This window comes from Mesorhizobium opportunistum WSM2075, assembly GCF_000176035.2.
GTDB classification, from domain to species: domain Bacteria; phylum Pseudomonadota; class Alphaproteobacteria; order Rhizobiales; family Rhizobiaceae; genus Mesorhizobium; species Mesorhizobium opportunistum.
In genome coordinates, this window is sequence record NC_015675.1 from 3,829,833 (window position 1) to 3,843,113 (window position 13,281).

20 protein-coding genes are annotated in these 13,281 nt (G+C 64.7%); 18 read left to right on the top strand and 2 right to left on the bottom strand.

The window, feature by feature from the left end; all coding sequences use genetic code 11:
* Window positions 1-144 precede the first annotated feature (144 nt).
* From MESOP_RS18430 to MESOP_RS33005, 15 genes are read left to right on the top strand one after another with little or no spacing between them, the layout of a single operon-like run.
* Complete coding sequence (locus MESOP_RS18430) at window positions 145-627, top strand: hypothetical protein (protein WP_245264902.1); 483 nt, start codon at window positions 145-147, stop codon at window positions 625-627.
* Window positions 624-842, top strand: a complete 219-nt coding sequence (locus MESOP_RS18435; protein ID WP_013894850.1) for a hypothetical protein — start codon at window positions 624-626, stop codon at window positions 840-842. The genes MESOP_RS18430 and MESOP_RS18435 overlap by 4 nt, the downstream gene beginning before the upstream one ends.
* Complete coding sequence (locus MESOP_RS18440; protein ID WP_013894851.1) at window positions 842-1,204, top strand: hypothetical protein; 363 nt, start codon at window positions 842-844, stop codon at window positions 1,202-1,204. The genes MESOP_RS18435 and MESOP_RS18440 overlap by 1 nt, the downstream gene beginning before the upstream one ends.
* On the top strand, window positions 1,201-1,545 hold the full coding sequence (locus MESOP_RS18445; RefSeq protein WP_013894852.1) for a hypothetical protein: 345 nt from the start codon (window positions 1,201-1,203) through the stop codon (window positions 1,543-1,545). The genes MESOP_RS18440 and MESOP_RS18445 overlap by 4 nt, the downstream gene beginning before the upstream one ends.
* Window positions 1,545-1,766, top strand: coding sequence for a hypothetical protein (locus MESOP_RS18450; RefSeq protein WP_013894853.1), 222 nt, complete (start codon window positions 1,545-1,547; stop codon window positions 1,764-1,766). Before MESOP_RS18445 ends, MESOP_RS18450 begins: the two co-directional genes overlap by 1 nt.
* Complete coding sequence (locus MESOP_RS36220) at window positions 1,763-3,106, top strand: DUF7146 domain-containing protein (protein ID WP_013894854.1); 1,344 nt, start codon at window positions 1,763-1,765, stop codon at window positions 3,104-3,106. The genes MESOP_RS18450 and MESOP_RS36220 overlap by 4 nt, the downstream gene beginning before the upstream one ends.
* Window positions 3,106-3,564 carry a hypothetical protein gene (locus MESOP_RS35690; protein WP_013894855.1) on the top strand — a complete coding sequence of 153 codons (459 nt, stop codon included), beginning with the start codon at window positions 3,106-3,108 and terminating at the stop codon, window positions 3,562-3,564. The genes MESOP_RS36220 and MESOP_RS35690 overlap by 1 nt, the downstream gene beginning before the upstream one ends.
* Entirely contained in the window at window positions 3,561-4,043 is a 483-nt protein-coding gene (locus tag MESOP_RS35695) for a GcrA family cell cycle regulator (protein WP_013894856.1), read from the top strand. The genes MESOP_RS35690 and MESOP_RS35695 overlap by 4 nt, the downstream gene beginning before the upstream one ends.
* Window positions 4,040-4,375: a hypothetical protein gene (locus tag MESOP_RS18470; RefSeq protein WP_013894857.1), complete on the top strand. Its 336-nt coding sequence runs from the start codon at window positions 4,040-4,042 to the stop codon at window positions 4,373-4,375. The genes MESOP_RS35695 and MESOP_RS18470 overlap by 4 nt, the downstream gene beginning before the upstream one ends.
* Window positions 4,372-5,766: a DEAD/DEAH box-containing ATP-dependent helicase gene (locus tag MESOP_RS18475; RefSeq protein WP_013894858.1), complete on the top strand. Its 1,395-nt coding sequence runs from the start codon at window positions 4,372-4,374 to the stop codon at window positions 5,764-5,766. Before MESOP_RS18470 ends, MESOP_RS18475 begins: the two co-directional genes overlap by 4 nt.
* Window positions 5,763-5,903 carry a hypothetical protein gene (locus MESOP_RS35700; protein WP_013894859.1) on the top strand — a complete coding sequence of 47 codons (141 nt, stop codon included), beginning with the start codon at window positions 5,763-5,765 and terminating at the stop codon, window positions 5,901-5,903. Before MESOP_RS18475 ends, MESOP_RS35700 begins: the two co-directional genes overlap by 4 nt.
* Window positions 5,900-6,943 (top strand): DNA-methyltransferase, encoded by a 1,044-nt coding sequence (locus tag MESOP_RS18480; RefSeq protein ID WP_013894860.1) that lies wholly within the window; start codon window positions 5,900-5,902, stop codon window positions 6,941-6,943. Before MESOP_RS35700 ends, MESOP_RS18480 begins: the two co-directional genes overlap by 4 nt.
* A complete protein-coding gene (locus MESOP_RS18485; protein WP_013894861.1) occupies window positions 6,943-7,281 on the top strand; it encodes an aldo-keto reductase family protein in 339 nt (112 codons plus the stop codon). The genes MESOP_RS18480 and MESOP_RS18485 overlap by 1 nt, the downstream gene beginning before the upstream one ends.
* A gap of 3 nt (window positions 7,282-7,284) precedes the next feature.
* Window positions 7,285-7,746, top strand: a complete 462-nt coding sequence (locus MESOP_RS18490) for an ASCH domain-containing protein (protein ID WP_013894862.1) — start codon at window positions 7,285-7,287, stop codon at window positions 7,744-7,746.
* Window positions 7,747-7,750: 4 nt separating this feature from the next.
* Window positions 7,751-9,664 carry a phage/plasmid primase, P4 family gene (locus MESOP_RS33005; protein ID WP_013894863.1) on the top strand — a complete coding sequence of 638 codons (1,914 nt, stop codon included), beginning with the start codon at window positions 7,751-7,753 and terminating at the stop codon, window positions 9,662-9,664.
* On the opposite strand, the gene MESOP_RS18500 is transcribed toward MESOP_RS33005, so the two are convergent.
* Window positions 9,665-9,850: a hypothetical protein gene (locus MESOP_RS18500; RefSeq protein ID WP_049802375.1), complete on the bottom strand. Its 186-nt coding sequence runs from the start codon at window positions 9,848-9,850 to the stop codon at window positions 9,665-9,667.
* On the bottom strand, window positions 9,847-10,131 hold the full coding sequence (locus MESOP_RS18505) for a hypothetical protein (protein WP_013894864.1): 285 nt from the start codon (window positions 10,129-10,131) through the stop codon (window positions 9,847-9,849). The genes MESOP_RS18500 and MESOP_RS18505 overlap by 4 nt, the downstream gene beginning before the upstream one ends.
* Window positions 10,132-10,193: 62 nt before the next feature.
* On the opposite strand from MESOP_RS18505, the gene MESOP_RS36580 reads away from it, so the two are divergent.
* The 3 genes from MESOP_RS36580 to MESOP_RS18515 all read left to right on the top strand — a co-directional run bounded on the left by MESOP_RS36580 (window position 10,194) and on the right by MESOP_RS18515 (window position 13,065).
* Window positions 10,194-10,601, top strand: coding sequence for a DNA cytosine methyltransferase (locus MESOP_RS36580; protein ID WP_049802376.1), 408 nt, complete (start codon window positions 10,194-10,196; stop codon window positions 10,599-10,601).
* Window positions 10,594-11,712, top strand: a complete 1,119-nt coding sequence (locus tag MESOP_RS33805) for a DNA cytosine methyltransferase (RefSeq protein WP_210160824.1) — start codon at window positions 10,594-10,596, stop codon at window positions 11,710-11,712. The genes MESOP_RS36580 and MESOP_RS33805 overlap by 8 nt, the downstream gene beginning before the upstream one ends.
* Before the next feature lie 339 nt (window positions 11,713-12,051).
* The gene (locus MESOP_RS18515; RefSeq protein ID WP_013894865.1) at window positions 12,052-13,065 is read left to right on the top strand and encodes a hypothetical protein; all 1,014 of its coding nucleotides are present in this window, start codon (window positions 12,052-12,054) and stop codon (window positions 13,063-13,065) included.
* Window positions 13,066-13,281: the final 216 nt, after the last annotated feature.

The following is a 13,281-nucleotide window of genomic DNA, read 5'->3' on the forward strand; positions in this document are numbered from 1 at the left end:
GGGCACTGTTGCCTCCATAGCGGCGTTTGACTTCGCCCAGATCACCACCACCGCAGCCTTCCCGCCACGGGAAACCCGGCCGGGATTTCCCGGTTGGGGAAAAACAACAATGCCTTTGCGAGGGGGACATTCATGGAGACGACCATGCCCAGTGCCTGGTTCTACCGACTGAAGGCGGCGCAGCGCGACCTGATCGAACGCTGCGGCGGCATCATTCGCGCCGGCGAAAAGTGCTCGGCCTCGAAAACCGAGGTCGGCCGCTGGAACAATGACGGCTATCCCGACCTGATGCCGCTGTCGGCGGTCATACAACTCGAAGCCGACTGCTCGATGCCGCTGGTGACGGCGGTGCTCGCCGAACTCAACGGACGGCGGCTGGCCGACACGGTCGATGCCGGCGAACTCGCCAACGCCTCGATGATGGCGAGCCACGCCGAGGTGGTCGTGCAGGCCGGCGAACTGATGGCCAAGGGCGCGCTGGCCTTCGCGGACGGCCGCCTGACGCCCGCCGAGGCAGCCGGCATCGACCGCCAGTGCTCGGTGCTGGAGCGCGCCGTTTCTGAACTGCGGCTCGCCGCCGCATCCGCGCGCGTCGGCGGACTGTCGGTGGTCGGAGGCGCGAAGTGAGCACGACAATCGTCTTCGGCCCGATGGCCTGCGGCAAGACCCGCAATGCTGAGGCATTGCGCAGGCATTTCGGCTGCGATCGGGTTGTCGATGAATGGGATGGCCGAAAACGCCTGCCTGAAAACAGCCTCGCGCTGACCATCGATGAAGCGCATGCGCCAGGAGCGCGCACCGTCTCGTTTGCTGATGCGATGAAGATGGCTGGAGGCGCGTGATGGGTGTTCTCTTGATGGTCAAGGACGCAGGGCGCGGCATCACTCCGCCATGCGCGCAGGCGAAATTCAAGTCTGGCGACGTCGTGGCGGTGTCGCGCCGCAAGCATGTCAGGCACGTCCCTGAATCGCTTGTCGTCTTGACTGCCATTCCTCCGGGTTTCCCGGGGGAATATGCGCTTTCCGATCTGATTGGTGAACCGCGCCCCCTGATGATCAGCAAGCCGCTGCGCGTGGTCAGCTACATCCTTTGCAGGGAAGGCGACCCTCGGCCCTATCACTTGCGCGAAGCGGATATCTCCGAGACTGGACAGTCCGTTGAAATCGGGACCATCAGCCGCGAAGGTGACGAGGTTCGGCCATGACCCGCCGCCCGCTGCATTCTTTTACTGGCGCCTTGGCGGTGTCCACCATGCTCGCCGGCCTGGTGCTCGCCGGCACCCATGGCCGCGCCTGGCCGCATGATGCGCCGTCTGGCTGGACCTATCCCTTCAGTTGCTGTTCCGGCGTCGACTGCCGCGAGGTCGCCGACGCCGACATCGTCGAGGGCGCGCGCGGCTACGAGATCCGCAAGACCGGCGAACTGATCCCGATGAGCGACGCCAAGATCAAGCCGAGCCCCGACGGCCGCTTCCACTGGTGCAGCGTCATGGGCCGCGACGACAGCCGCACCATCTGCCTGTTCGTGCCGCCGAGGGGGATGTGATGGACGCAGATCGCGCCGAAATCCGCAAAGCCTCCAAGCGCATTCTGAGGGCTGTCGAGGGCATGCATCCGGTCGATGCGATGGCCGCGCTGGAAACCGTCGTCATGAACATGGTCGCGGATTTTGCTCGCGATCTCGACGATGCCAATCGCGGCCTTGATGCGGTCATCGGCGACCTGCGGATCGGCCTGCAGATGCGCTTTCCGGGAACGATGCAATGATCCCAGCCGAGATCGTCTCCCGTGCGCGTGACATGTCGATCGTCGACGTGGCGCTGGCGCTTGGGGCGGCGGAGGGCTGCAAGATCGACGAGCGCGGCGTGCCGTGCCCGTGCTGCGGCGGGCGCGACCGGTTTTCGCTCGACAAGGGCAAGAACGTGTTCCTGTGCCGCGCCTCCAGCGCCGGCGGCGACCCGATCGCGCTGGTGCAGCACGTGCACCAATGCAGCTTTGCCGAGGCGATCGAGCAGCTGACCGGCGAGAAGCCGATCGCCGCCGCCAGACGGGCGCCGGCGCAGAGCGACGACGACAAGAACGAGTGGCGCGAAAAAGCGCGGCGGCGGGCCTGGAAGATCTGGCAGAACGGGACGCCGATCGAGCCGGAACGCGGCGGCCACTGGCTGCGCGACTATTTTGCGCTGCGCGCGATCCCTTTCCCCTCCTGGCGGATCAGGGCGCTGCGCGAAATGTCGAGCCTTGCCTATTGGCATCGCGCCAAGACCGGCGACGAGTTCAAGGTGATCCACACCGGGCCGGCGATGCTGGCGGCGATCACCGGGCCGGCCACTCCTGAATACCCAACGGGCCATTTCATCGGCGTGCATCGCACCTGGCTCGACCTGTCGCGGGCCAACGGCAAGGCGGCGATATCGGACCCGGCGACCGGCGACCTGCTCGATGCCAAGAAGGTCGAGGGCAGCCAAAAAGGCGGCAAGATCGTTCTGTTCGAGGGCCAGCCTGGCGGCGGCTGCGTGCTCGGCGAGGGTATCGAAACGGTACTGTCCTGGGCGTCGCTCCACCGCTCCCAAAATGGCGACTGCGCGCTTTGGTGCGGACTGAACATCGGCAACATCGCCGGCAAGGCGGCCGAGCAGATCCCGCACCCGTCGCTGACGATGACCGACCGCATCGGCCGCAAGCGGCGGCAGAAGGTCGGCGGCCATGAGCCGGACCTGACTGATACCGACTGCCTGCAGATCCCGGCCGATGATTTCGAGCGTCTGATCCTGCTCGGCGACGGCGACAGCGACCGTTTCACCACGCAGGCCGCCATGATGCGCGCCCGCAACCGCTTCGAGCTGACCGGCCACGACGCCGTGATCGACTGGGCGCCGGACGGCATGGATTTCAACGATGTGCTGCGGGACCGGGCGCGACTGATCTCCCCACTCGAGGGGGAGATGTCGGCAAAGCCGACAGAGGGGGTCGCCGGACATCAAGCGCTGGCGCCATCTGGCCCTCAACCGGTCGAACCGACCCCTTCTGCCCTGCCGGGCATCTCCCCCTCAAGGGGGGAGACTGATTGCATCGATGCCGGCGCCAAGACCGGGAGGGCGGCTTGATGGGTGGGTCGCTGTCAGCGCCGGAACCGGCCGGCATCTGGTATCGCTTCTCGGTCAAGTGCGACCGGCCGACCAATGCCGCCATCGAGAAAGCGGCGAAGGCTGCCGGCATCAGCCCGACCAGCTTCGTGCAGAAGCATTTCGAGGCCATTCTTGGCGATCCGCAAACGCCGGCCGCGCGCCCGGCGGCAAGCGCGCGCGCCGATGTCGACATCGCCAAAAGCCTTGGCGTCACGTTGACGGCGCTGCGCCTCTACCGGGCGCTGGACGAACGGGTCGACCGGTCGCGCAATGTCGCGATCACCAATTCCGATCTGGCCGACGCGGCCGGCACGGCACGACCGCGTGTGCCGGGCCTGGTCGCGCAGCTCACCGCCAAGCGCCTGGTGCGGATCGAGCGCGACAGCCGTCGCGCCGCGACCCGCTACCACGTCTTTTCCATAGGGGACGAACCATGAGCGAGTGGACGCAGGACGAAATCCATACCTTGCGCAAGCTGACCGGCGAGGGCCTGACGGCCAGCCAGATCGGCGCCAGGATGGGGCGCAGCCGCAATGCCATCATCGGCAAGATCCTGCGTCTGAACGGTGCTGGCGGCCATCTCACCGTTCGGCCGATCAAGGCTGGCGACGGCAGGCCCGTGCGGCGCCCGGCGCCATGCCGGCCACGGCCACCGAAGCTGGCTTTCGTCGCCGCCAAGCCGGTGTTCGAGCGCCCGCAGCCCTATGTGCCCGTCGCCAACCTGCCGGCGACGCTGCCGGTCGCCTTTCTCGACGCCGTCACCGCGAAAAAGTGTCTGCATTTCGTCGGCGATCCCTTCGGCCCTGACGGGCCGGACATGCCGGTCTGCGGTGCCGACCGCTCGGAAGCGGCGGGCACGGTGCCCTATTGCCGGAGGCATTACGGCAGCTCGACGCGCGAGCGGGTGCAGGCATGAGTTTCCTGCTCAAACCCTACGCCGTGGCGGTCTACGGCTACAACGAAGTGCAATATGAGGCGGCGTCGCCTGCGAAGGCCAGGGCCAAGGCGTGGCGTGATTTCACTTCGGCGCATGATTGCAGCTTTCACGATTTTCTCATCCGCTCGACGGTTCGCCGAATTCCAGACCCGCCACGGTTCGGCGAGAAGGTGCTGGTTTCCGGCGAGGTGGCCTATCTCTGCCTGCCTAGCCATAACCAATACACGCGTTTCGCGCGCGAAGATTCCGAGGGTGTCTTCTATTCGCATCCGGCTGATGTCCGTCCAATCGGAGAGGTGGTGCCGGCATGACCCTGCAATCCTACCACGATTTCCTTGCGCAGAAGCGCGTCGCCGATGTCGCCAGCGGGTTGATCGATCTGCCGGACCTGCCGGCGTTCCTGTTCCCGCACCAACGCGACATCGTGCGCTGGTCACTCAGGCGTGGACGCGCGGCGGTGTTCGCAGGCACCGGACTCGGCAAGACGCTGATGGAGCTGGTCTGGGCGCGCGTGGTGTCCAACCATACCGGCAAGCCGGTGCTGCTGTTCGCGCCGCTGGCGGTCGGGCCGCAGCATGAGGACGAGGCGCGTACATACGATCTGCTGGCGCGCGTCGTCACCCGTGACGGCGTCGTCGACGAGACCGCCATCACCAATTACCAGAAGCTCGATCTGTTCGACCTCTCGCGCTATGGCGGCATCGCGCTCGACGAAAGCTCGATCCTGAAAAGCTTCGACGGCCACTACCGCAACCGGCTGATCGAGATCGCCAGGCCGATCCCGTTCCGGCTGGCGGCCACGGCGACGCCGGCGCCGAACGACTTCATGGAGCTCGGCAGCCACGCCGAGTTCCTCGGCGTGATGAGCTATTTCTCGATGCTCGCCACATTCTTCACCCATGACGGGTCGGAGACGAAAAGCTGGCGGCTGAAGGGCCATGCCGAAAACGAGTTCTGGCGCTGGATGGCGTCGTGGGCGGTGATGCTGCGCAAGCCGTCCGACCTCGGCTACAGCGACGACGGATATGAGCTGCCGCCGCTGACCAAGCGCCTGCATGTGGTCGAGACCGGCTCGCATTGGGATGATGGCGGGCAGTTCTCGCTGCTGCCGGTGCAGGCGAAAACCCTGCAGGAACGCAACCACGCGAGAAAATCGACGATCGAACATCGCATCGCGCGCGCGGTGGCGCTGACGCCTGCCGATGGCCATTACGTCTGGTGGGGCAACCTCAACGCCGAAACCGAGGGCGTGACCAAGGCCATACCCGGCGCGGTCGAGGTGCGCGGCAGCGACCACGACGACTACAAGGAAGAAAAGCTGAAGGCGTTCAGCCAGGGCAAGATCCGCGTGCTGGTGACCAAGCCGTCGATCTGCGGTTTCGGCATGAACTGGCAGCACTGCCACCGCACCGGCTTCGTCGGCCTCAACGACAGTTTCGAGCAGGTCTACCAGGCGATCCGCCGCTTCTGGCGGTTCGGCCAGGGCAGCGAAGTGACGGCCGACTTCATCGCCGCCGACACCGAAGGCGCGATCATCGCCAATCTCGACCGCAAGGAGCAGGACGCCGAGCGCATGGCGGCGGCGATGGTGCGGCATATGGCCGATTTGTCGTCGGTCGCGGTGCGCGGTGCAGCACTTGAGCGGCACGATTATCAGCCGAAACAGAAATTGCGGTTGCCGGCTTGGGAGGAATTCGCGTGAACGTCGTCGCTGCGTTGCTCATCTTCATCGGGATGGGGCTGATCTCCCAGGACATCTGCCGATCGCTCGACTGCATCGGCGGCAACCAAGCGGCATGCGCCTTTGTGGCTAAGCGATATGAGGCGAAGGCGTCGTGAAAAAACTCCCCGCGATAAAGGCCGTCGACCAGGACGTCACCGACCGCTACGCGATCTATCAGGGCGACAGCTGCGAGCTGATCCGGGCGGTGCCGGGCGACAGTGTGCATTTTGGCGTGCATTCGCCGCCTTTCGAGGGGCTGTACAAATTCTCCGGCTCGGATCGCGACCTGTCGAATTCCGAAGGCAAAACCTTCTGGCAGCATTACCAGTTCCTGATCTCGGAAATGCTGCGCATCACCATGCCCGGCCGCATCCAGGCGGTGCATGTCATGCAGCTGCCGACCTCGAAGCGGCGCGACGGCTTTATTGGCATGCGCGACTTCCGCGGCGAGGTGATCCGGGCCTGGCAGGATGCCGGCTGGCAGTTCCATTCCGAAGTCTGCATCTGGAAGGATGCCGTGGTGGCGCAGGCGCGGTCGAAATCGCACCGGCTGAACCACAAGCAGGTGGTGAAGGACTCGACCATTTCGGGCCAGGCGCTGGCCGACTACATCGTCGCCTTCCGCAAGCCGGGCGACAATCCCGAGCCGGTCAGCGGCGCGCTGAAGCGCTATGTCGGCGAGGGCGAGGGGCCGGATTTCCAAAAATTCACCACCGACAACGACAGCCGCAACTGGTTCTCGATCGAGGTCTGGCAGCGCTACGCCTCACCGGTGTGGATGGATATTCGGCAAACCCGCACCCTGCAATACCTGACCGCGCGCGACGGCAATGACGAGGCGCACATCTCGCCGCTGCAGCTCGACGTCATCGATCGCTGCATCGATCTGTGGTCCAATCCCGGCGACATCGTCTTCACGCCGTTCCTCGGCATCGGCTCGGAAGTCTGGGCGGCGGTGCAGTCCGGCCGGCGCGGCCTCGGCTTCGAGCTGAAGGACAAATATTTCCGCCAGGCGCGCATCAACATGACGCGCGAAACGGCGGCAGTTTCGGCCGACGCGCTGACCGCGCTGGAGCCTCAGGACAGCGAGGAAGAGGCCGACGATGCGCCAGTGGCCGCTGAAAGCATGGTTAACGAACTGGAGCCCGCTTCCTGATGGCGCGCCTAGACGCCTGCCTGGAATGCGATGAGCCGTTCGAGCGGGCGACGAGCCGTGAGTTCTGCACGCCGAAATGCCGCAAGGACTGGAACAACCGGCGCATGAAGCGCGGCGCGGAGCTTTACGATCTCTACATGGCGCACCGTTTCGATCGCGCGACCGCCAAGGAATTGCGGGTGTTCCAGGCGATCAACCGCATGGCGTCGAATTTCCGGCTTGAAGACAAGGCCGAGCGCGCCGGCCGGCAATCGTGGCGGCGACCGGCGGCGGTGCTGGAGGAGCGCCCCTATCTGCGCAGCGTGACGACACGCGTGCGCATGGGGCGGATGGGGTAGGGCATGGAACATCTTCCGCTGAAAGCGCTTTCGATCATGCAGCCGTGGGCCTGGCTTATCGTCAATCGCCACAAGGCGATTGAAAATAGGGATTGGCCGACGAGGTTCCGTGGCCCTGTCTGTATCCATGCCGGAAAGAAAGAGGACATGGATTGCGTCCATTCGCTGACGCACCACAGTGGCCCGTTCCACCCTGTCACCGGCGAGCCTTACCGGATCGATACCGGTTCGAGATTGGTCGGCAAGGCGGGATTTATGGAGGAATTCAGCCCGCCTGCATGGGCAGACCAAAGAGGCGGAATTGTCGGCGTGGCCGATGTCGTCGACTGCGTCGCTGCGTCCAATAGCCCATGGTTTGTCGGCCGTTATGGATTTGTGCTCGCCAACCAGCGCCCGCTGCCATTCATCCCCGTAAAGGGCGCGCTGGGCTTCTTCGACTGGCGCAAGAACCTGGTGGCCATATAGCGCCATGCATGAAGACGACGACGACTTTTCACCGGATTTGCCGGACGATGACGCGCCGCCGCCAGAAGGCGACGAGCCTTCGCCCGAACGGCTTCTGCTCGCCGCCTGCGCGGCCGAGCCGGAAACCGACATCGGCAACGGCCGCAGGTTGCGCCGTCGCTTCGGCGATCTCGCCAGCGAGCATGCGGGTGCGGCGAGCCACATCGCCATCTGCGTGGCGCATATCGGCTGGCATGTGTTCGACGGCAAGCGCTGGAAGGAAGACGAGGACGGCTCGCTGATCCGGCGCCTGGCGCATCGCACCGCCGAGGCGATCCGCAAGGAAGCCGGCGCCATCGATCCGAGCGACGACGAGCAGGCGACGATGGCTGCCGGCGAGGTGGCGCTCGACGCGCTGGCGCGCATGGAAGCCGACAAGGGCAAGCGCCTGCCCGACATCGCGGCACTCGCCCGCAAGCGCGGTTACGAGATGGCGGTCGAGGCCGCAAAACGCGTCGCCGAGCAGCTCGGCGCCCGCATCGGTTCGCGCCGCCGCCACGCCAAGTCGACGGCGGGATCGTCAAAACTCAACAATCTGCTCGCCGAGGGCCAGCCCTACATGGCGCGCAAGGTCGGGGATCTCAACACCGACCGCTACAGCGTCAACTGCCGCGCCGGCACGATCGACTTCGTCCAGGTCGAGGATCAGGAAAGCGACCCGGAGGATCCTCGCTTCGTCTGGACCGCGCGGCTGCGCGAGCACCGGCAGGGCGATTTCATCACCAAGATGGTCGAGGCCGAATGGTTCTCCCCCCTTGAGGGGGAGATGTCGGCAAAGCCGACAGAGGGGGTCGCCAGACATGAAGCGCTGGCGCCATCTGGCCCTCACCCAGTCGAACCGACCCCCTCTGGCCTGCCGGCCATCTCCCCCTCAAGGGGGGAGAAAGCCATGCCCGAGTTCAAGAAGTTCCTGATCAAGGTGCAGCCGGACCCGGCGATCCGCGCCTTCTTGAAACGCTTCTGCGGCTATCTCCTGACCGGGCTGACGATCGAGCAGGTGATGCTGTTCTTCTATGGCGCCGGCCGGAACGGCAAGTCGACCTTCGTCGACCTGCTCTGCTTTATCATGGGCGACTATGCGGTGACGCTGTCGATCGACAGCTTTTCCGGCGACAACAAGCGCGGCGGTGGCGAGGCGACGCCGGATCTCGCCCGGCTGCCTGGCGCGCGGCTGGTTGCGGCTTCGGAACCGGAAGCCGGCGTCAAGCTCAAGGACGCGCTGATCAAGACGCTGACCGGCGGCGAAAAAATCCCGGTGCGGCGCCTGCACAAGGATTTCTTCGAGGTCGACCCGCATTTCAAGATCGTGCTGTCGGGCAACCACAAGCCGCGCATCGATGATGATTCCGACGGCATCTGGCGCCGCCTGCTCTTGGTGCCGTGGACGGTGCAGATCGCCGAAGGCGACACCGACCGGGCACTGCCCAGGAAGCTAAGGGCAGAGGCCGGTGCGGTGTTCGCCTGGATGGTCGAGGGCGCCGTCGACTATCTCAACCACGGGCTGGAGATCCCCGAGGGCGTGCGCGCGGCGTCGAACGAATACCGCCAGGAAAGCGACGCCATCGGCACCTTCATCCGCATGGCCTGCCATGTCACCGGCAATCCCGACGACAAGGAAAAGCCGATCGACCTCTATCACGCCTTCGAGAAATTCGCGGCTTCGGAAGGCGTGTTCGCCTTCAACCGCTCGACCTTCGAAAAGCGCTTCGCCAAGTCGGCTGAGCGCAGTTTTGAGGGGCCAGACGGGCAGATGAGGCAGTTCCAGCGCCAGCGCTCGCACGGCGAAACCTTCTATCGCGGCATCGGCATTCGGCCGGAATGGCAAAGCCAGGGTGGCGGCGATCCGGGGCATGGCGGCTATGGGGAGGATGGGCGGTGATCAGCGGTCGTCAGGATATTTCGCCAGCAGATCAAGGAAGGCTTCAAGCCATTCCGGTATCTGCCGCTCGCCCGCTTTCCATCTTCGCATGGTGCGCGCGTCGACGCGCACGCGCCGCGCCAATGGCGACTGCCAGTCATCGCCATAGAGCGCCTTGGCGCGCGTTTCGAGCTCGGATGGGGTCAAGCGTAGGCTTTCAGTTCGGCGACCGTGCAACCGAGATGCTCGGCCGCCACCGCCCAATCGTTGCCGATGTACTGAACCTCGACAATGTCGAGCGTGATGTTCTTGCCGTCGACCGTGGCAACCACCTTGTCGAGGAAACGGCGCTGGCGCGTTGCGTGTCCCTCGGCCATTGCCTTCGTCGGCTGGTCATGGGTGCGGACCTTGCCGTCGCTGAAGATCGATATGCAGCGCCAAACCTTCGGTGCGGCGGCGAGGGCTTCGAGGCGGGCGACAACGTCCATGGCAATCTCCTTTTCGATCTCGCTTATATAGGACCATTGGCCCTAAGTTTCAAGAGGTCTTCATGCTGACCTATGGCTCGGTCTGTTCCGGCATCGAGGCGGCTTCGGTGGCATGGGAGCCGCTTGGCTGGCGGCCGAAATTCTTTTCCGAGATCGAGGCGTTCCCGTCCGCCGTGCTTGCGCATCACTACGGCTCGAATCTGCCGGGCGAACCGCTTTCCAAGAACGGAGTGCCGAACTATGGCGATTTCACATCCATCCCAGGCGACGCTGGACCTGTCGACCTTCTCGTCGGCGGGACGCCCTGCCAATCCTTCTCCGTCGCCGGAAAGCGTCTCGGCCTGGATGATCCGCGCGGCAACCTTGCCCTTGAGTATGTCCGCCTGGCTAAGCGCCTTGGCGCCCGCTGGGTCGTCTGGGAAAATGTGCCCGGCGTCTTCTCCAGCGCCGGTGGACGAGACTTTGCTTGACTTTCTGGGCTTCCTCACCGGACGGGTCGTCGGCGTGCCCGTCGGCGGCTGGCGAGGTGCCGGCATCGTTGCGGGAAGCGCTGCATCCTACGGGATCGCGTGGCGCGTGCTTGACGCTCAATATATCCGAGTGGACGGCTACGCTCGTGCCGTCCCCCAGCGACGGCGACGTGTCGTCGTTGTCGGATATCTTGGAGACTGGCGACGTGCCGCGGCGGTACTTCTTGAGCCCGAAGGCATGCAGGGGCATCCTGCGCCGCGCCGAAAAGCGGGGCAAGGAATTGCCGCCCCAATTACGGCAGGCTCTCCAGATGGCAGCGGCTACCGTAACGACGCCGATACTACCGAAAACCTCGTAGCCGGCACCGTCTCGGCCAAGTGGTCGAAAGGGACAGGCGGCCCGGCCGGTGACGAGGTGCAGAACCTCGTCGCGCTGCCGTTGCTCGCAAAGGGCAATTCCAGCCACGACGACAGCAAGGAAACCTACGTGGCGCACACGCTGCGCGGCGAGGGTTTCGATGCAAGCGAAGACGGCACCGGCCGGGGTATTCCGCTGGCCTTCGACTGGTATGCGTCGGAATCGCAGTCAATGCCTACGATGGAGGGCCTTTCCCCTCCACTCAAAACAACGATGCAGCCTGCCATCGCAGAAGAGCCTTACACGCTTGCGGTGCGCGGCCGGGGTGATGGACACGATCTCGAATATCGCCAGGACGGAACCGCCAATGCGGTTCTGACGCCGAGTGGCGGTCGCGCAGGCATCGGTGTCGGTGCCGTCGCGATACCGTTCGACACCACGCAAATGACCAGCCCGAAAAATGGCAGCAACCCGCAGGATGGTGATCCGATGCATGCGCTATCGGCGCAAGCGCACCCGCCGGCCATAGCAGGCGCTGCTGTTCGCCGCCTGATGCCGCACGAATGCGCTCGCCTGCAGGGCTTCGACGACGATCGCTGCCGCATCCCGTGGAAGGGCAGGCCTGCGGAGAAGTGCCCTGATGGGCCGCAGTACAAGGCTTACGGCAATTCCATGGCGATCCCGTTCATGCGCTGGATCGGCATGCGCATCGATCTGATCGAACGCTTGGCGCGCGAGGGCAAGATCCGGTGAACGCTTTTCCCTTCTCCCCTTGGTCAGGCTTCGCGCTGCGAGGCTTGGCATCGCGTCTGTCTGCACCCTCTGCGGTGCCGGTGGTGCCGATCCGTCCGCCATGTCGCCGCACCGGCACCGTGAAAGGGATAGGGAAATCAATCGGTTGTGCAGATGGTGCCGATGGTGCCGGTTATTTCCGGGTACGCATGTGATGTCTCGGCAAGGGGATAGGGCGGCTGTTCTGCCTGTCATATGCGTTATCTCAGATTACCCTCACCATCTGCACCATCGCGTTTTTCTATTGTTGTTTTGCTTGCGAAAGCAAGAGTTTAGCCACTTGAGGAAAGGGTGCAGATAATGAAAATGGGTGCAGATGGTGCTGATCTGGGCTTTGTCACCAGCAGAAACCGCCCGTTGAGCCGAAATGCGGCGGGAAAGCGCAGCGGGCCGGTCGAGGATGTCATCGCATGGGCATGGCGCGACGAGTTGCCTAAGGTGCCGAGACGGCAGGACAAGCCGATGGCGATGGCTGGCGGATGGGACAGCACCGGGCGTTTCGCCGAACTGCTGTCGCTGGTCGATGCTTTCGGCGTCAACGCCTTCGGTGCGGTGCCGGACTTCTCGGCGGACAGCTGGCCGTGCGAGGATGCGCAGGTGATCGGCGCTGCTGTGATGGATCTCGACGACTTGGCGCTCGACCTGCCCGAGGACTGGCGCCCGGCGCCCGAGCTTGATCGCTTCGCTGGTCTTGGCGCCAAGGCGGTCAGCGATGCATGGCGGCGCATGACCCATGAGGACGGGCAGGGTAGGGTGACACTGCGGCTGAAGCCATCCGAGCTGATCATCCGGCGTGCGGTGATGGGCTGGGATGCGGATGGCATGCAGCTCGACGATGTCTGCCAGGAGATCGAGCGCCACGGAAATGGCAAGCCGCGCTACTATCTGCAGGTCACGCAGGACCAGCTGACGGGCAGGAAGGTCGACGGTGTCGACGAGACGGTGGCGCGCATGATCGAGGTCAAGGGTGTCGACAAGCGCGGCGATGCGCTGCCTGGCGCCTACACCAAGCCCTACCTCGACCCCGATCCGGTCAACGCCATCATCGCCAGGGCCGAGCATGAGATCTGGCTGTCGGCCTTGGCCATGGTGTTCGAGGCGGTGGCGCACAAGATGCAGGACGTGGCCATGCTGCCCACCACCATACCCGTGGCACCATGGCTCACACCCATGCCCACGTCGCGCGTGCTGCCCGATCTCGTCGGCAATGCGGTGCTGCTCAAGGCGCAGCAGGACAAGGCCGATGCAGCCATGAAGCTGCGCTATCCCCAATGGTTCAAGCTGTTCAACAAAAAGGCGGCGGCACCCGCTTGACGCGTGCAGAGATTTGGAGGATGTCTTGTCACGGATAAACAGATTGGCAACCCCGCTTCGGCAACGAGGCGGGGTTTTGCGTTTCAGGTGCACCGCACCACGCGACGCTGCAATGCAGCGCCGCCCACGCCGCGCCGCACCAAACCACGGGTCCTCCCGCCCCCAAAACCGTATGCGGGACGGCGTAGCGCGGGATGTGTCCAGTCTGACGCGTTT